This window comes from Sorangium sp. So ce296 (assembly GCF_051529605.1).
GTDB lineage: Bacteria > Myxococcota_A > Polyangia > Polyangiales > Polyangiaceae > Sorangium > Sorangium cellulosum_D.
Window position 1 is genome coordinate 7,919,443 of the sequence record NZ_CP150325.1, and the last position, 17,530, is coordinate 7,936,972.

General features: G+C 70.5%; 12 protein-coding genes and 1 pseudogene. 5 read left to right on the forward strand and 8 right to left on the reverse strand.

Going from position 1 to position 17,530, the window contains the following annotated elements; translation table 11 throughout:
- Positions 1–23: 23 nt before the first annotated feature.
- Both WME98_RS29295 and WME98_RS29300 read right to left on the reverse strand, forming a co-directional pair.
- Positions 24–566 (reverse strand): hypothetical protein, encoded by a 543-nt coding sequence (locus WME98_RS29295; RefSeq protein ID WP_437945029.1) that lies wholly within the window; start codon positions 564–566, stop codon positions 24–26.
- Positions 567–685: 119 nt separating this feature from the next.
- Positions 686–2,191: a carboxypeptidase-like regulatory domain-containing protein gene (locus WME98_RS29300; RefSeq protein WP_437336110.1), complete on the reverse strand. Its 1,506-nt coding sequence runs from the start codon at positions 2,189–2,191 to the stop codon at positions 686–688.
- 377 nt (positions 2,192–2,568) lie between these two features.
- Between WME98_RS29300 and WME98_RS29305 the strand changes: the two genes are divergently transcribed.
- Positions 2,569–3,075 (forward strand): DUF1993 domain-containing protein, encoded by a 507-nt coding sequence (locus WME98_RS29305; RefSeq protein ID WP_437318185.1) that lies wholly within the window; start codon positions 2,569–2,571, stop codon positions 3,073–3,075.
- 33 nt (positions 3,076–3,108) lie between these two features.
- On the opposite strand, the gene WME98_RS29310 is transcribed toward WME98_RS29305, so the two are convergent.
- From WME98_RS29310 to WME98_RS29325, 4 genes are all read right to left on the reverse strand, one after another.
- Positions 3,109–5,856 (reverse strand): M23 family metallopeptidase, encoded by a 2,748-nt coding sequence (locus tag WME98_RS29310; RefSeq protein WP_437945030.1) that lies wholly within the window; start codon positions 5,854–5,856, stop codon positions 3,109–3,111.
- Positions 5,853–8,021: a hypothetical protein gene (locus tag WME98_RS29315; RefSeq protein WP_437945031.1), complete on the reverse strand. Its 2,169-nt coding sequence runs from the start codon at positions 8,019–8,021 to the stop codon at positions 5,853–5,855. The genes WME98_RS29310 and WME98_RS29315 overlap by 4 nt, the downstream gene beginning before the upstream one ends.
- Positions 8,022–8,229: 208 nt before the next feature.
- Positions 8,230–8,538 (reverse strand): hypothetical protein, encoded by a 309-nt coding sequence (locus WME98_RS29320; protein WP_437945032.1) that lies wholly within the window; start codon positions 8,536–8,538, stop codon positions 8,230–8,232.
- Positions 8,539–8,592: 54 nt separating this feature from the next.
- Positions 8,593–10,605 carry a hypothetical protein gene (locus WME98_RS29325; RefSeq protein WP_437945033.1) on the reverse strand — a complete coding sequence of 671 codons (2,013 nt, stop codon included), beginning with the start codon at positions 10,603–10,605 and terminating at the stop codon, positions 8,593–8,595.
- 316 nt (positions 10,606–10,921) lie between these two features.
- Between WME98_RS29325 and WME98_RS29330 the strand changes: the two genes are divergently transcribed.
- Both WME98_RS29330 and WME98_RS29335 read left to right on the forward strand, forming a co-directional pair.
- Complete coding sequence (locus tag WME98_RS29330) at positions 10,922–12,142, forward strand: TfuA-like protein (RefSeq protein ID WP_437945034.1); 1,221 nt, start codon at positions 10,922–10,924, stop codon at positions 12,140–12,142.
- 24 nt (positions 12,143–12,166) lie between these two features.
- Entirely contained in the window at positions 12,167–12,958 is a 792-nt protein-coding gene (locus WME98_RS29335) for a hypothetical protein (protein WP_437945035.1), read from the forward strand.
- 1,071 nt (positions 12,959–14,029) lie between these two features.
- On the opposite strand, the gene WME98_RS29340 is transcribed toward WME98_RS29335, so the two are convergent.
- On the reverse strand, positions 14,030–14,638 hold the full coding sequence (locus tag WME98_RS29340) for a hypothetical protein (RefSeq protein WP_437945036.1): 609 nt from the start codon (positions 14,636–14,638) through the stop codon (positions 14,030–14,032).
- On the opposite strand from WME98_RS29340, the pseudogene WME98_RS29345 reads away from it, so the two are divergent.
- Positions 14,543–15,034 (forward strand): annotated as a pseudogene (locus tag WME98_RS29345) (ATP-dependent Clp protease proteolytic subunit); the annotation flags it as partial. The gene WME98_RS29340 and the pseudogene WME98_RS29345 overlap by 96 nt on opposite strands.
- 48 nt (positions 15,035–15,082) lie before the next feature.
- Here WME98_RS29345 and WME98_RS29350 read toward each other — a convergent pair.
- Positions 15,083–15,901, reverse strand: coding sequence for a hypothetical protein (locus tag WME98_RS29350; RefSeq protein ID WP_437945037.1), 819 nt, complete (start codon positions 15,899–15,901; stop codon positions 15,083–15,085).
- Positions 15,902–16,480: 579 nt separating this feature from the next.
- Here WME98_RS29350 and WME98_RS29355 point away from each other — a divergent pair.
- Entirely contained in the window at positions 16,481–17,113 is a 633-nt protein-coding gene (locus WME98_RS29355; RefSeq protein ID WP_437945038.1) for a transposase, read from the forward strand.
- The last annotated feature ends 417 nt before the right edge of the window (positions 17,114–17,530 follow it).

Below are 17,530 nucleotides of genomic sequence, written 5' to 3' on the forward strand. Positions count from 1 at the left end.
ATCGCGCCCGCGCGCCGCGGGGCTCACATTCCGCCGCAGGCCTCGTACTCCGCCTTGCACGCGTCCATGCCCGCCTGCTGCACGCAAGGGGCGCAGTCCGCCGTGATGCCCCCGCCGGCGCACTCCACCTCGCACTCGTCCGCGCACACGCCCGCCGCGCAGACGCAGGCGATGAGCGCGTCCGTCTCGGCATCCTGCTGGGGATCCGAGCCCCGATCGCAGCCTTGCACGCACGCGCAGCAGATGCCGTCGCCCGCACAGCACCCGTCGCCGCGCCCCAGGGGACAGGCGCAGTCGCTGCCGTCCGCGTCCATGCACGCCCCGTAGCCGCTGCCGTCGGGGAGGCACGTCGCGACGCCCGGAGGGCGCACGGCGTGACAGGTGCACGACATGGTCGAGCCGGGCACGCACGACGTCCCGGTGGCCGAGCTGGCGCTCGTCGAGCTGGCGCTCGTCGAGCTGGCGGCCGACCCGCCGCTCCCGGTCGGGTCCGGGTCGGTCGTCGTCGAGCCGCACGCGGCCGCGAGCGCTGCGGCGATCAAGCAGAGGACAAGAGGGTTTCGCATGACCTCCCCCTATAGCGCGGCGGCGGCGCGGCCGTCGAGGACCACCGCCGCGCTCCTCCGGAGCGCGCCACCGCTATCGACCGAATCGGCGCGCCCGCATTCAGGCGCCAAACGGAAGATCAGGGCGCGACCGACTCGGACCCGGGCGAGCAGTCGCCCGCGAGCGGGGCGCAGGTGAGCCGGTTCTGCATGAAGCTCACCCGCCGCGGGATCTCGACCTCTTTGACGAAGCTCGAGAGGACCCCGGTGCCGTCGGGGCCGGGCGTCGCGAACGGCGCCACATGATAGAAGGTGGCGAGCTGCTGGGTCTCGGCGTTATGGCACCCGTTGCAGGTCTGCCCGGCGAACGCGTGGCGCAGCGGCTCGTCCACGCCGGGGAAGACCCATTTCGTGGCGGAAGGGACGATGTTGCCCTCCGCCTCTCCGCCGAGGAACGAGGGATCGAGCGGCGTCGCGCCGGCGATGATCCCGGTGCGGTTCGCGAGCAGGAAGGCCTCGAGGCCGGCGTCGCCGTTGAGCTGCTGATCCGGCGTCTGGGCGGCCTCCGCGAGCCGCAGGAAGGCCTGATAGCCGGTCGGCTCCGGGACGAGGTGGAACTCCCGCCACGACCAGGGGGCGCCCATCAGATCCTCGCTCGTGCGGAGCTGGGCGAGCGCGCTCGCGTTGGGGTTGCCCATCGTGCTGCGCTCGGCGCCGCGCTGCGTGAAGAGATCCGTGATCGCCTGGAGCTCCTGGTTGTACTGGGCGCCGAAGGCGCGCTGCCCGAGCGCGTGGAAGCGGGCGATCCAGCTGTGCCGGTCCGGCGCGATCGAGTTGGTCGGCAGGCGGTACTCGAAGATCACCGTCATCCCGCCGATGAAGTGGTTCGGGGGGACGATGCCGAACACGAAGCGCGCCTCGCCGCTGCCGCTCGCGTGCAGGTCGGTCCGGTTGAAGATGCCGAGGAGCCGGAACGGCGCCTGCGCGAGGTCGAGCTTGCCGTCCGGCCGCGTCGGCCAGAGGTTCAAGAGCGAGAACATCCCCCGGCTCGTCGTGGGATAGCCGTTGATCGTCAGCGGCTGGAAGCCCTCCAGCCACTCCGCCACGAAATCCGCGGGATCGACGCCGCTCGGGGTCATCTGCTCGATCAGATACCGGAAGCTCCAGGGCCCGCCGGTCGCGTTCGAGGCGCGCGCGTCCTGCGTGACCGACGGGTCGACGATCGCGATCTCCTTGTACGGATCGACCGCCGGGCCCCCGCCGCACGCGCCGGCGCAGGTGAAGCTCTGGATCTGGTCGGTCGTGACGCTGCCGAGGTTGACGGTGCTCGGCGTGAGCGTCGCGCCCGGCTTTACCGCGGTGAGCGTGTACGCGCCCGCGGGCAAGCCGGCGAAGAGGAAGTTGCCGTGGCTGTCGGTGACGGCCTGCGCGCTCGCGGCGCCGCTGAGCTGCACGATGACGCCGCTCATCCCCGCGTTCGACGCGTCGTTGCCGACGTGCCCCGCGATCGCGACAGCGCCGTTCAACGCCGCCTCGGCGCCGCCGAGCGGCGGCTGCTCCTCGAGCGGCTCGACTCCGCAGGACGCCAGGGCAAGGGCGGAGAGCGCGAGCAGGCGAGAGGGCGATCGCCGTAACTTGGTTTTCATCGACAAGGATCCTTTCAAGACAGGTGGAACCAGCGGACGCGGCGGCGCTCGCCCGATCCTGGGCCTCTAAGAAGGTCGAAAGCCCGGTACGTCAAGAGGCTTTACATTACTTCACGTGGTTTCCACGGGGCGGAGCGCCTCCGCGGCGCGCGCTCAGCGGCGGCGTGCGCGGCGGCCGGCGGGCCCGCGCCCTGCCGGGAGCGGGAGCGGTCGGGAGGCCGCGGGCGATTTCTGTGCGCTGGCGCGCTTGCCGGGGGCGCGGGGCCACCACTATGTTCGCGCCCGCGCGCGCCCCCACAGGCGGTGCTCCCGCACCGCGCTGCCCCTGACGTACGGGGGACACGCTTTCCGCACCGTGCGATAGCAAGGAGATGAAGATGGCGATCTCGATGTATCAGGCGTCGGTCCCCGTGCTCGTGAGGGGGCTCAACAACCTCTCGGCGATCCTCAAGAAGGCCGAGGCGTACGCCGAGGCGAAGAAGATCGAGCCGCGCGTCCTGCTCGACGCGCGCCTCGCCCCGGACATGCTGCCGCTCACCCGCCAGATCCAGATCGCGAGCGACAGCGCCAAGGGCTGTGGGGCGCGGCTCGCAGCCGTCGACGTGCCGAAGTACGAGGACAACGAGGCCAGCTTCGACGATCTGCAGGCCCGCATCGCCAAGACGATCGCGTTCCTGAACACCTTGAAGGCCGAGCAGATCGACGGCTCCGAGGACCGCGAGGTCACGATCCCCACGCGCGATCAGCCGATGAAGTTCAAGGGCCTGCCGTACCTGCTCGGCTTCGTGCTGCCCAACTTCTTCTTCCACGTGACGACCGCCTACGCGATCTTGCGCCACAACGGGCTCGACATCGGCAAGATGGACTACCTCGGCAAGCCCTGAGCGGGCGGCCGCCATCGCCGCGGAGGCCGCCGCTCACTGCGGCGGCGCTTCGATGAACCACGTCGGCGAGACGTATCCCTCCGTCGTCGCACCGTCCATGGGCTTCGTGCATCCGTCCGCGGCCTTCATCGCGGTGAGGGCGACGGCGTCCTCGTCCGGCGTCTTGCACTCGTCGTACCCATAGGGCGTGTTCCAGCTTCCGGCGAAGCGCCGGCACTCCGCGTCGGAGAGCACCGTGTAGTGCAGGTGCGAGTTCTCCGTCCGTCCGTCGGCGTAGCACGTGAACTTATCCGAGGACGTGGGGCACTCGGTCCACTTCTCGTCGAAGTGGAGGTTGTGCAGGCGGGGGATATCGTTCCACCGCACCACCTTCCCGAGCACATCGTCGGTCGTCACCTGCTGTCCCGCCTCCAGGCCCGGCGCCAGCCCGTCGACGTCCAGGTGGCCATAGAACGAGCAGTAGCGCTCCCCCGTCCCGCTCTTGGGCGGGTGCTCGACGAGCGCCGCGCCCAGGTACTGGGATCTGTTGATGCCCTTCCAGAGGAGCCGGCCGTCGGCCACCGGGTGCACCTCCGCGCCCGCCGTGCCGCCCGAGCTCCTGACGAGATCCTCGCCGAGGTGGCGGCCGCCGTAGTCCTCGGCCACGACGCCGAACCCCCGGATCACGCGGCTGTCGTCGATGGGAGCCGCCCGCTTGCCGCCCCCGGGCCGCTTGCATTCGTCGCTCTTCGCCGCCCCGTTGCCCTGGCAGCCGAGGGCGCAATACACCGTGTGATCGAGGAAGTAGCGGCGCGTCCGGGGGGCACCGCCGCCGCCGAGCCCCTCGGAGCCCTCGCACGGCGCCATGTGTCCCGGCCCGCCCTCCCAGCGCGGGCAATAGGCCTTGCAGACATACAGCATGTTCGGGTCGCCCTGGTCGATGCCGGGGAGGCTGTGACCGCAATACGCCGGGGTGTTGATCCGGACACCAGGGGCGTTCGAGCACGGGTTCCAGCTCTGCGCGAAGCTCGCGTCGTCGCACGCGAGGCCCTCCGCGTCGGCGAAGTACGCGCAGACCGGGGTCTGGTCGCCGTACGGGTCGGGGCCGCAGACGCCGCAGGAGGTGCCGCAGGGGATCCCCGTGGCGCGCCAGCCGTCGGGGCGGTTCAGCTGGCGCTCGTCGCACGCGAGCACCTGCCCGCCGGGACCGCAGACCTGCGAGCCGATGCGGAGCGATCGCACGGGCACCGCGTTCCCGTGGTAGTCGACGATCGGATCGCACGTCGACGTGATGCTCGGCGTGGGCGTGGGATCGGGCATGCCGTGCGGCTGCTGCTCCGAGTGGGCGTCGCACCTGTCGCTGTTCTTCGTGGGGTCCCGGAGCCCGCAGCCGCTCGGGCACTCCTCGTACGGGACGGGGCGCCCCACGACCGCCGTGTCGCTCACGGGCGGGCACGTGTAGTTCGCGCTGACGAGGTCGTAGGCGCAGTGATACAGCGTCCCGAAGCGACCCGTGATCACGTCCTGTCCGCAGAAGACGTGCTCGCACTGGGCGAGCGTGCCGCCGTTGGTGTAGGCCGGGAAGTAGCGAAGGGCGTCGCTGACCGGCGGACACGACTCGTCGCAGCGGTCCCAGTCGCGGATCTTCGGCTCGTTCGCGCCGGGATGGGCGCCGATCGCCTCGTGCCAGCGCACGGGCGGGATCTCCCGCACGCGCATGCACGCGCCGCTCCCGCCCCGCCCGCCGCAGTCGCGGTAAGGCACGGGGCGCGCGCCGGGGCCCGGGCAGGCGTAGAGCCGATCCGCCCCGCCCCGGATGCGGAGGTCGAGCTCACCCAGGTTGATCGCGAGGTCCTTGTTGGCGCGGCCGCCGAACACCTGATCTCCGCAGAATGTCTGTCCCGGCTCGACGGGCTTCCACTGGCCGTCGTTGTCGCGGAACTCCACCGGACATCGGCCGAGCGCCGCGCCCGCCTCGCCGTTCGAGGCGCCGGGATCGCAGGGGAGGTTGAGGTCGAGCCAGCCTTCCTCGCCGCACACCCATCGGCTCTGGTTCCCGACGCCGAGGCCGCACACCTCCGCGCCGCAGGCCGTGGTCGTGATCTCGCGGCCGGAGCTGCCCTGCACGCCGCGGCACGCCGGACAATCGCCCTGCGGCTGATTGCACGCGAGCCCGAGGCTGCGCCAGCCCTCGGCCGTGCACACCTGCCTCACGCCGGCGCTGCCGGCGCCCGTCGGAAAGCAGAGGGTCGTCCCGCAGTGAAGCGGGATGTGATCGCCCCCCGGAATGGGCGGGACCGCGCACGGGCACTCGCCGCTCGCCTCGCCCGTGCACGCGCCGTCCTCGCAGCCGCCCGGGCAGACGCGCCACTCGAGCGGGATCTGCCCCGCGCCCGGGCACTGGTAGAGCGCGGCCGGCTCGCCGTTCACCATGTCCTCGCCGCAGAACGTCCCCTCGGCCGGACACGCGAGATCGCCGCACCGGTTCTCCGGATAGCTCCGCCACGTGTCGGCGGCGGTGTCGCCGTCGAGGCATTGATAGGAGATGAGGTCGCGCCCGCACACGAACGTATCGCAGCGCGTCTCCGCGAGCGGGATCGGCTGGTTGTTGTAATAGAAGCCCGAGGCGCACTCGCACGCATCGGTGTCGTCCTGCGGCCCGAGCGGCGGCGGCGCGACGTCGCCTACCGGCGGCTCCTGGCTGCAGCCCACGCCGATCACCCCTCCGCCGCCGAGCAGGACGGCGGCCGCGCCGCACAGCCGCGAGAGCGCGCGGCGACCGGGCCTGCGGGAGAGGCTCACTTGGCGATCCTCCGCAGGTCGCCCGCCTGCGTCGCCCAGTAGACGAACGCCTCGTCCACGGCGATCGCGATCGCGCCGGTCTGCCCCACGGCGAGCGTGTCCACGGCGCCGCCCGCCTTGGGCACCCGGCGCACCGAGCCGAGGCGGTTGACCCAGTAGAGCGCCCCGCCGCCCTCGGGATCCACCGCGATCCCCGCGGGACCGGGCTGGCCGTCGGCGAGCGCCACGAGGCCGGAGCCGTCCTTGTCGAGCCGGAAGAGGTAGCCGCTCGGCGTGCTCCAGAAGAGGTGGGCGGCGTCGGCCGCGAGGTATTGCGGCGTCAGGTTGGTGCGCTCGAAATCCTGCGCCGACGCGATCTGGCGCGGCTCGGAGCCGTCCTTGCGGAGCTTCATGACGGTGCCGTCCGCCCAGGTCCAGTAGAGGTGATCGGCGTCGGCGGCGAGCGCGCCGCCCACCTCGCCGGTGGCGCCGGTGATCTCGGCGGCGAGCTGCCCGGCGAAGAGCGCGTCGGTGCGGTACAGGCCGCCCTGCGAGAGCGACGTGAACCAGACCGCGGCGCCGTCGCTGACGACGGCCCACGGGTCGGGGACGCTCGCGGTGACGGTGGTCGCGGCGCCGGACGGCGGGAACCGGAGCACGCCGGCGGAGCCGGTGACGAACGCGCCGGCGTCCGTCAGGGCGATGCCCTCGAAGCGCTCGCTCGCCCCGCAGGCCGCGGCGCCCGGCGCGGCGCCGGTGGCGAGGCAGGTCGTCGCGCCGGACGCCTTGTCGACGCGGACGGCGACGCCGCCGGCGGGCCGGAAGCCGACGACGTAGACGGCGGCGGCGTCGACCGCGATCGCGGAGGGGACCGCGAGGCCCGACGCGAGCTGGAGCGCGCCCGGGCCGCACGTCCCGCCCTCGCAGGCGCCGCCGGAGCAGTCGTTGCCGCAGGCGCCGCAGTGGGACGGGTCGGCGTCGAGCTCGACCTCGCAGCCCGTCGAGGCCTCGCCGTCGCAGTCGGCGAAGCCCGCGTCGCACTCGAGCACGCACGCGCCGGCCTCGCAGGCGGCCGCGGCGTTCCTGTCGCTGCAGCCCTTGCCGCAGCCGCCGCAGTTGTCCACGTCGCCCTCGAAATCGACCTCGCAGCCGGTCGCGGCGTCGCGATCGCAGTCGCCGTGGCCGAGGTCGCAGGCGAGCGAGCAGGCGCCGGCCGCGCAGGAGGGGACGGCGTGCTGGTCGCCGCACACGTTCCCGCAGAAGCCGCAGTTGTCCACGTCGCTCGACGTATCGCCGCAGCCCCCGCCCGCGCCGCCGCCGCCGTCGAGGCACAGGCCGGCGGCCCGGGCGGCGCTCTCGAACGCCTCGCAGCGCGCGCGGCTGCCGGAGAGCGCGCTCAAGTCGCACTCGTAAGCGAGCGCGGGCTCGAGCGTGCCGCAGCAGGTCTCGAGCAGCGCGTCGCAGGCCGCCGAGGCGAGCGGCTCGCCGCCGCCGAGCGTGGGGCACCGGCCCGCGTCCGCGGCGCCGCTCAGGTAGTCCAGGCAGGTGTCCGCGTCCGCCTCGGCGGCGAGGTCCTCGCAGCGCTCGCGCGGCCCTCCGGGCAGCGAGGGACAGCACTGCTCGGCGAGGTAACCGCAGCTCTCAGCCGCGGGATCGGCCCCCTCGCAGAGGCCGTTCGCCTGGGCCTCCCGCTCGAGGAAGCTGCCGCAGAGCGCCTCGTTGCCGCGGAACCCCGTGGCGTGGCAGGCGGACGCGAGCCGCGCGGGCAACGACGCGCAGCAGTCGTTCAGCAGGCCGGCGCAGCCCGGGCCGTAGGGGACGCCGTCCGGCGCGGCGCCGCCGCTGCAGAGCCCGGCCGCGCTCGCGCTGCCGGCGTAGTCGTCGCACGCGGCGTCGTCCGCCTGCGCCGCGACCGCGTCGCAGCCCGCGCGGAGCTCGGCCGGGAGCGACGGACAGCACGCCTCGCCCAGGGCGCCGCACCCGCCGCCGAGCGCCCCCGGCGCGCTGCCGCAGGCGCCGAGCGCGGTGCCGTCGTCATTGCAGCGCTGCGCGCCGAGCGAGCCGTCGGGGAGGAAGCACGCGGAGAGCGCGCCCGGCGCGCAGAGCTGGTCATCGCCGCAGCCGGGGCCGCCGTACGCGAGCGCCGACACCACCACGAGACACAAGGCGAGGGGAGGTCGGCGCATAACTGGACGCGCGATGCTCGCGGGGCGCGCTCGCCATGTCAACGATCACCACGGGCGGGGTGAGGCGAGCGGGCGCCCGTTCAGGGTAGGGGGCCGGTGCGTCAGGAACCCCGCGAGCACGACCGGGCGATCATGAGCGGTCGCCGGAAACGTCAGCGATCGCCGTGGCTTCCGCCTGTTTCGGGCGCGTTCGCGGGGCGGCGCACACCTACTTCGCCTTCCCCGCTGCCTCCACGGCCTGCTGCGCCTTGCGGTAGGCGGCCATCTGCGTCTTCGTCGCCTGGAGGATCTGCGAATACGCCGCGTCGCTCCCCGCTGACTCGCACGTCTGCGCGTCGGCCCCGAACAGCGTGTCCTTCATCATTCGGCGGGGCCTCGACTTCGCCTGGGCGACGAAGTTCAGCCCTTTCTCTCGCCAGAGGGCGCAATCCTCTGCCCCGAGGTCTGCGCACATCCGCGCGTCCAGATCCTCGCAGACGTTGCACCCCATCGCCAGGGCACCAACGACACATAACATCAGGGCGTTCATCTTCGATTGTATGGAATCACTCACGATCTGCACCGGGTTCGTCTACTGCAAGACCAGGTTGAAGCGCAAGCGCTCTTCATCGCAACCGTCGTGAAAAATCAGGCTGGTTCCTTCGGCGGGGGTCGCCGATCCGCCTAGCGGGTGGACGCAGCGGCCGGTCTCGCTGTTCTGCAGGCTGCCACCGGACGTCACGTCGAAAGAGAGGCGCACCTCGGGACCGCAGTAGGGGTTGAGGATCAGGCCGACGCCGTTGTAGGCGGTGCCTTGATTCGGGTGAATACACAGCCCGCTCGGGAGATGCTTCAGCAGGCCGCTGGCCAGGACCCTGAAGGAAGAGGCGAGCGTGCTGCAGCTGCTCGACAGCACCAGCGGCGTGTCGTCGGCCGGCATCGTGGCGCCGCCTTCCGGGACAAAGCATTTGCCGCTTGTGTGCTGCACGATCTTGTACTCGTCCACCGCGGGGCTCAACGCGTAATCTCTCGGCGTGATCTGGGCGAATGCGCGTGGGCCGAAGCCGCGGTAAGTGTCATCGGAGGCGATGACGGTCCCCAACCAGTAGTCGCGGTACCAGTGCAAGTACGAACGGCCGGGAGTCTTGGATTTGACATAACGATTGGCTTCGGATCCATGCAGCACCCCTTCGGGGAGCGGGACCCCCAGCTCTTCGTAGAACCCATCGAGGCCGTGCATGGGTTCATGGATGAACACCTCCGCAGGCTCGCTGTTGACGGTGGACAGCCACTCCGAGGCGACCGTATTTTTCCCGTTCACCGTCGTCCACATGGTGTAGTTCGATTCGTAGTTGCTCCCCGGGCCCCACCCCCAGCCCCCCGGCTTGCTGTCGCCGGGCGTGAAGAACACCTGCACGGTGTCGTACTCGCCGCGGGGCACGAAGCTCTGCACGTCTGGCTGGAGGTGGATGGCCGCCGGCAAATAATTGTCATTGCCCGAGCCCGACAGCGACGTGATAGGATCGTTGGATACGACGCTGGAGCCATGCCAAGCGACCCGGCCGTCCGTGATCAGATCCATCCAATAAGCGACCCGCTCTTCGAAGGCGATCTGCACCGCATCGACGACGCTGGTCGACAGCGAACCTTGCGTGACACCAGGGACGTTGGTATTGGGCTTGACGAGGAGGAGCCCGTGGAAATCGAACTCCACGCTCGCGAGGCGCTCACCGAAGCCGACAGGCTCCAGGTACCAGCGCGCGCTGTCGTCGCAGGTCCCCAGGGTGGGCTGCGCGCCGCCATTGGGGACAGCGCAGCTGTTCCCGCTCGAGCGCAAGCGATGCAGGGCAGGGCGCTCCACCGTGCGGGCACGCAGGGTCTCCACGGTCCACTCCGCCGCGCTGCCGCTGCAGCCGCCGAGCACCGTCGTGCCGCTCGACGCGACCAAGCACTGGCCGGTCTCCTCGTGGAAAAACTGATACTTGCTCGCGCCGACGCCGACCAAGCGCCAGTGTTGATAGTCACCGCCCGAGTAATCGGCGCCGACCAGCTGCCCGGTGATGGCATCGCGGCTCAACGTGCCACGGTCGGCGCGGGACATCAGTCGCCAGAGCCCAATCTCAAGCTCATCGTCGCCGGCGATCGTCGGCTCGACGCGCAGGCTGTGCACGTCGAACTCCGCGGTGCCTTGCGTGTCCCGCAGCTCTACCGTGTTGTTCCCGGCCTGCAGCGTCACCGGGAACGGGCCGAGCTCTTTCCCGGTCGGGCGCGGGCTCTCCGTGGCGCTCGACGTGACGACGGCGATCTGGCTGCCGTTCAGCCAGAGGCTCATCGCTCTGGTCTGCGACAGCACGGCGATCTTCACATAGAGGTCCGCGTTGCGGCCGGCGCCGCCCGCCACGTTCCAGACGAATCCGGTGTTGTCATTGAGGTCGACGCCCCAGCTTTCATTCGTGCAGTTCGCGCCGCCCGTGCACCCGCTCACGCCGGGCCCACCGCTGGACGAGCTCGCAGGATAGACGGCCGCGTGCGCCGAGCCCGCCGCTCCGAGCAGTAGAATCGATGCAATCGCTGTTGAAGTGTATGGAAGATGCTTCAGTCTCATGTACAAGGTTCCTTCTAGACAAACAGGAAAGAGATGCGCGAGCGCGACGCCGCCAGCGACGACGTCAAGGAGTCAGACTCCGTCGACATCCGTATGAAACAAATGATTCAAACGAGTGTTTAGCATGGACGGACGCGTTGTCAAGGCCCGGGGTCGACGACGGCGCGGGGCGGCTGCTCTAGCACGGCGGAGGCATGAGGGAAGAGGCGCCGGCCGACGTCCGCGAGCGGATCGTCACCTCCTGCATGGAGGTCCTCGAACGCGAGGGTAGAGGCGAGCCGGCGCGCTTTCATGGTGGGGTGCCGATCCGTCGCCCATGGCGTCCTACCGGTTCGATCCGAGCACGCTGGGCAGCCCGGCCCCCAAGGGATACCTCGCCGGCACCCACCGCCAGGTGCCGCCCGAGGAGACGCTGCGCCGGGTGCGCCGCCTGATGCCCGTCGTGGGCATCACCCGCGTCGCCAACGTCACCGGCCTCGACAACATCGGTATTCCGGTCGTGATGGTCTGTCGGCCGAACTCCCGCTCGCTCTCCGTATCGCAGGGCAAGGGGCTGGATCTCCCGACGGCGCAGGCGTCTGGCCTCATGGAGTCGGTCGAGGCGTATCACGCGGAGCGGATCGACCTGTCGCTCAAGCTGGCCTCGTACGAGGAGCTCCGCTACACCCACCGCGCCGTCGACGTCGACGATCTTCCGCGCATCGCGGGCGCTCAATTCCACGCCGATCTGCCGATCCTCTGGGTCGAGGGGGTCAACCTGCTCCAGCGCGAGCCGGTGTGGGTGCCGTTTGAGGTGGTGCACACCAACTACACGGTCGCGATGCACCGGACCCTGGTCGGCTTCGTCGCGAGCTCGAACGGCCTGGCCTCCGGCAACGGCGCGCTCGAGGCGATCAGCCACGGGCTGTGCGAGGCGGTGGAGCGCGACGCGACGACGCTCTGGCGGCAGCGCAGCCCGGCGTCGCGCGCGGCCACGCGGATCGAGCTCGACAGCGTTCCGGAGGGGAGCTGCCGCGCGGTGCTCGACCTGTACGCGCGCGCGGAGGTCGCCGTCGGCGTCTGGGAGATCACGTCGGACATCGGCGTCTACCGCGCGGCGCAGCGGGGCGCGAGGGTGATCGGCATCGTCGACGGCTATTTCGAGGGCGTGCCGTCGGTCTGGCACAAGGAGATCCTCTGGGCGATGCGCGAGGGCGTCCACGTGTTCGGCAGCGCCAGCATGGGCGCGCTGCGCGCGGCGGAGCTGGCGCCGTTCGGCATGGAGGGCGTCGGCGACGTGTTCGAGGCGTACCAGCGGGGCGAGCTGGAGGACGACGACGAGGTCGCCGTCGCGCACGCGCCCGCCGCCTACGGCTACCGCGCGCTCTCCGTGGCGATGGTCAACATCCGCGCCACGCTCTCGGCGGCGGAGGCGCGCGGGGTCGTCCGGCCGGCGACGTGCGCCGCGCTGCTGCGGATCGCGAAGCAGCTGTTCTATCCGGACCGCAGCTACCCGCGGCTGCTCTCGGAGGCCGCCGCCGCGGGGCTCGACCCGTGAGAGCTCTCGGCCCTGAAGGGCTTTTTGCCCGAAGGCCAGGTCGATCGAAAGCGCGCCGACGCGCTCGCGATGCTGCGCGCGATCGAGGCGAGGCTCGCGGCCGGGCTCGCGCCGAAGCAGGTGCGGTATCACTTCGAGGCGACGATCTTCTGGGACTCGCTGCGCCAGGCCGCCGCGCCGGTCGACGAGCCGCGCGACGAGGGCGGGGAGGGGTCGTGGATGCAGAGCGCGCTGCTCGACGAGGCGCGGCTCCACCCCGTCGCCTACGCGCTGGCGCGCAAGGGCGCGCTGACGCGCCTGCTCTCCCAGGCGCTCTCGGACGAGCACGCGCCGCGCCCGCTGGGCGAGGAGGTCGACGCGGCGATCCTGAGCTTCCGTCGCGCGCGCGGGCTCTGGGACGCAGGCGCGATGGAGGGCTGGCTGCGCGAGAACGGCCTCCGCGCCGAGGAGTTCGCGCGCCTCATGGAGAGCGAGGCCCAGGTCGCGGCGGTGCAGCGCTGGGCGGCGCCGCACATCAGCGCGCACCTCGTGGACCAGCTGCGCCTCGACGACCTGTATGCGGGGCTATGGGCACGCGCGCGCGACAAGCAGCGTTTGCTGGAGGAGGCCGGGCTCGCCGATCCGGACCTCTCTGCGGCGCCGCTCTCGCGGGAAGCGCTCCTTTCATGGTACCTCGAGCGGCGCGGCGAGGGCGCCGCGCCCCGCGACCTCGCCGAGGCCGCGCGCGGGGCCGGGTTCCGCGACGAGCCCATGTTCCTGCGCGCCCTGCTCCGCGAGTACCATTATGTGCGGCTGCGCGAGCTCCGCGAGCGTTAGTGCCGTGCGTCAGAAATACCGCCAGAGAAACCGATCGATGGCGAGCGGTCGCCGGAAACAGTAGCGATTTTCATGGTTTCCGCCTGCTTCGCCGCCGAGGGCGGCTCCGGTGTGGCCCAACGCGGCGCCCTCTTCCGCCGCATCGCCCGCGGTGAAGGGCCCGCGGCATCACCGATCGAGGTCGGCGCCTGGCCTGGCGGCGCAGCGCCGAGGGATTCTGCTTCGCTCGCCGCCCTGTTGTCGTGCCCCTTGATGCGCTGCCGCCTGTTTCGGGATCGTGCCTGCGTCCCCGCACTCTGACAGCCCAACGTTGAATTGACCTGCGGCGCGAAGCGCCGTCAGGTCCAACTCTGTGTTGGGCGGTGCCGGGTCGCGCATTATGGGATCAGACATCCCAGAGCCGCCTCTTGCCGGGCTGAGAGCCGCCGCTCGCCGCAGCAGCGGTCGTGGTCGCGCCGTACCTCTCCGCCATGGCGCCGCCAGGTCCCGCCGGCTTTCGTCCCGCTGAATTCCCCGGGGAGCACGAGCGGCCCGTGTTTCGCTCGCAGCCGCCGGGATGCTCACCCAAGCGGAGTCTCGGCCTCTGTCGGCGCGTCCAAGGACCTCGCGGCCAGCGCCGCACGCCTACGCGCCTCGCGAACCGCATCAGACCGTGTTGTATGGCCTTGTTCAGGAGCACCTCGCGATCTACGTCGCGCTACGTCGCGCACGCAGCGCGCACGTACGCGGCCCCGCTCCCGAAGTACGTTGTCGCCGTCTTCGATGGCTACCTCGCCTGTGGCGATCTCGCGCGAGGTTTCGTCCGATGTCACTGCGATGGCTGCGGTCACGATGTGCTCGTCGCCTTCATGCAAGCTCCGCGGCCCCTGCCCCAGCTGCGCCTCGCGCCGGATGTGCGATGAGGCGGCGACGCTCGTCGAACGTATCTTGCCCAACGTGCCCGTCAGGCAGTGGGTCATGTCGCTTCCGTTTGAGCTGCGTGCCCTTGCGGCCAAAAGGTCCGACGTCCTCGCGGCGATGGAGTCGCCTCTTCCCGATGGGGACCAACTCGTCGGGCGGCGCGCTCGTGCTCTACGATTGTCCGATCGCCAAGATCATCAACGGCTCGTTCTCGGACAACCAGTCGCCTGCGGGGGCGGCGCTCGCGTTCACGTAATACTCGGAGACGTGCAGCGTGACGCTCTCCAACGGCGTGTTCTGGGGGAACAGCCCGCAGAAGCTCATCACGAGCGGCCCTTCGCTGTCGGTCACGAACAGTTGCGTGCAGCAACTGACGAGCGGCCCGGGGAACGAAGCGGGCGTTGACACGTCGACCACGTAGAAGCACGCCTGCCCCGTCAGGCACGGCTTCGCGAGATAGACCCTGCTCGCGGCGACATCGATGAGGACCGTCCCTGAGCTCCCAGGCACCGTCAGCGTCGCGAGCGTGGTGGGCGCCGTGGGGTTCTGGAAATCCACGACGTAGAGCTTGTCGTACGAGGGCACGTAGAGGATCTGGCCCTCGAGCCCGAACACGGAGCTCGAGGACTGACTCCCCGCGACGTTCCCGATGACGTTGCTCTTCGTGACGAGGGTCGGCGCCGCGGGGTTCAGGACTTCGAATACGCAGATATAGCCGATGCTGCAGAGCTCCTCGCCCTCGTGAGCGAGAGCGAGCAGCCGATCCGGATCTTGATCCACTCCCCGGGAGGGCACGTCGAGTCGGGCGACACGATTCACGATGTGATTCGCTTCATCCGACCCGAGGTCAAGATGATCGGCACCGGATGGGTCGCCAGCGCCGGCGCGTTGATCTTCGCCGCCGCGAGGAGGGAGAACCGGTTCGCGCTCCCGAACACGCGCTTTCTCTTGCACCAGCCGCTCGGCGGCATGCGCGGCCCCGCATCGGACATCGAGATCGAGGCGACCCAGATCATGGCCACGCGCGAGCGGCTCAACCGCCTCTTCGCCGAGGCGACCGGGCAGGAGCCCGCGAAGATCGCGCAGGAGACAGAGCGCAACCTGTGGATGACGGCGCGCGAGGCCCAGGCGTACGGCCTCGCGCATCGCGTGATCGCGAGGGCGCTGGAGGTCTGAGACCGGGCCCGAGCCGCGCCGGCGACGGCTGGGACAGCGGAGATCCTTTCAGAGGGCGCCGCACAGCGCGTTGCCCAGGGTCCGCGTATCCGAGTCGCGGATCGCGCAGCCATAGCCGGGGCCGTCCATCGAGCCGCCGCCGTCCAGACGCGCGATGTCCCACGTGCCGAGCTTGCCGCACAGCTCCGCCTGCCGCGCCCGCGCCTCCTGCGGCGAGATGAGGGCCGAGCCCGCCGGGCACGGCTTGTCGCCGACTGGTCTCACGAAATCGAGCTGCACGCAGACCGTGTTCCCGAGAGAGCGGCTGTCGGCGTCGCGGATCCCGCAGCCGTAGCCGGGGCCATCCATCGACCCTCCGCCCGCGAGCCGCGCGATGTCCCACGTGCCCAGCGTGCTGCAGATGGACGACTGATTCGCCCGCGCCACCATCGAGTTTGCGACCGTGTAGCCGCTCGGGCAAACGCCGTCGCCGATCCCCCTCGTGAACTGCACGGCCTGCTTGCAGACCGAGTGGCCGAGGCTGCGGGTATCGGTGCTGCGGATCCCGCAGCCGTAGCCGGGGCCATCCATCGACCCTCCGCCCGAGAGCCGCGCGATGTCCCAGGTGCCCAGCTTGCTGCAGACGGCCGCCTGGTTCGCGAGCGCCTCGGCCGGCGTGGCCAGGCTATAGCCGGTGGGGCAGGCGGTATCGCCGACGACCCTGGTGGCCACGCCGAGCGCGAACGACGCTTCGGCCACCTCGCGCCCGCTGTCCACATCGTCCACGCCCACGCTCTCCTCGAGGGAGCCCGAGCTGTCGGTCGAAGCGGCGCAAGCCACGGCGGAGGCCATCACGGACGCGAGGAAGGCAAAACGAACGAGCTTCATGTGAATCTCCATCGCTCCTGCGTGCTTACCCAACGTTGCAGGGCCCGCTCTCCGGCAGGATCGGCGAGCGATTTCATCGATGCGACGCGGGGCAGCCATCGCAACGATCGTGCCACGGGCCTCTCGGGGCGCTGGCGCAGTTCACCCCACCGGGATCGTGTGCACGCGCCCGATAGGTCAGCAACTCCTTGCCGGCGGGCAAGACCTTGCCGGCAAAGAGTGGCCGCGGTGGATCTCCGGGAGCGAGATTGCCAGGACAAGGAGGAGCACGGAAGGGAGCACGCCGCGGACGGCAAGCAGGGCCTCGGCAGGGCCGATCACGGCGGTCATGGGCAGGCGCGGGGAGAGCCCGCCGCGGCGCGCGAGGGGTGGTACGCATGGTGCATCACGAGGCGTCCTGAGGCATGCAGGCGGATCCACGCGGGCGCACCGCGGCAAGCGAGGAGATCTTGTGCCGGCGAGTTGGAGGACACGACAGCCGCTGATTCAGCGTGTGGCCGTCACCGCGAGCCGCGGCTCGCGAGCATCGCCGGCGCACGGACGGGCTCGGTCGGGCTCCCTCAGAGATTCGGCTCGAGCTTGAACGTTCACGTCCATTTTCACACGCTGGCAATCGATGGCGTTTTCGAGAAGACCGCCATGGGCGTGCGCTTCCACGATGCGCCGCCGCCTTCAAAGGACGATGTCAGCGAGGTGGCGCGACGGGTGCGCGAGCGTGCGCTTCTTTGGCTACGGCGCCGCGGCTACCTCGACGAGCGCGCGGCCGAGGAGCGCAGCAACGAGACCATCGAGCCCTCCGCGCTCGATGCGTGTACCCAGCTCGCACTCGCAGGTGGAGCGTGTCATGCGCGGCCTTTCGAGCACAAGGACAGTCCCGACGCGGCTTTCGAGCGCCGAGAGCGACGCTTCTCCGCGGCGTGCGACGGGTTCGACTTGCATTGCGCGGTGCGCATCGCAGCGGATGACGATCAGGGGCGCGACAGGCTCGTGCGGTACTGCTCCCGCCCGGCCTTCGCACTCGATCGAATCGAGCTCCTGCCCGATGGGCGTATAGCGTACTTGCTGAAGACACCTCGGCGGGGACGCATTCACCGCGTCATGAGTGCAATGGATTTCATGGCCCGGCTCGCGGCTTTTATTCCTCCGCCGAAGATCCCGCTTGTGAGATACCATGGCGTGTTCGCGCCTCGCTCGCCTGGCGCTCTCTCGTGACACCCAAACCTCCGGCCCGCGCCGCGAAGTCTGAGCCGTGCGCGGGGCAAACCGAATACGAGGTGCGCCGGTGTAACCGCCGTTCGCGCTCGGGCGCCGCGTGGCCGCGAAGAGCGCCGCCGTCCAGACGCACTTCCCCTCGCGATGAAATCGTTCAACGACGACGGCAACTTCGATAAGCTGCGCTTCACAATCGCGGTGGAGCACGCGATCGTGCTATGCGCAGCAGTGGCAACGTCGCTGCGGCTTCGAAGTACCTGCCGACCGTCTTGCGGTCGAACCCCGTCTCGCGCGCCACGTGACGCGCGCTCTGCCCCGCCGCACGACGGCGGAGCATTTCCTTGATGTCAACCATGATCAGCTCTCGGTAGGGCCTCGGCCTCCTTCCGACGGCGACCCGCGCCGTCATCGGAAGGA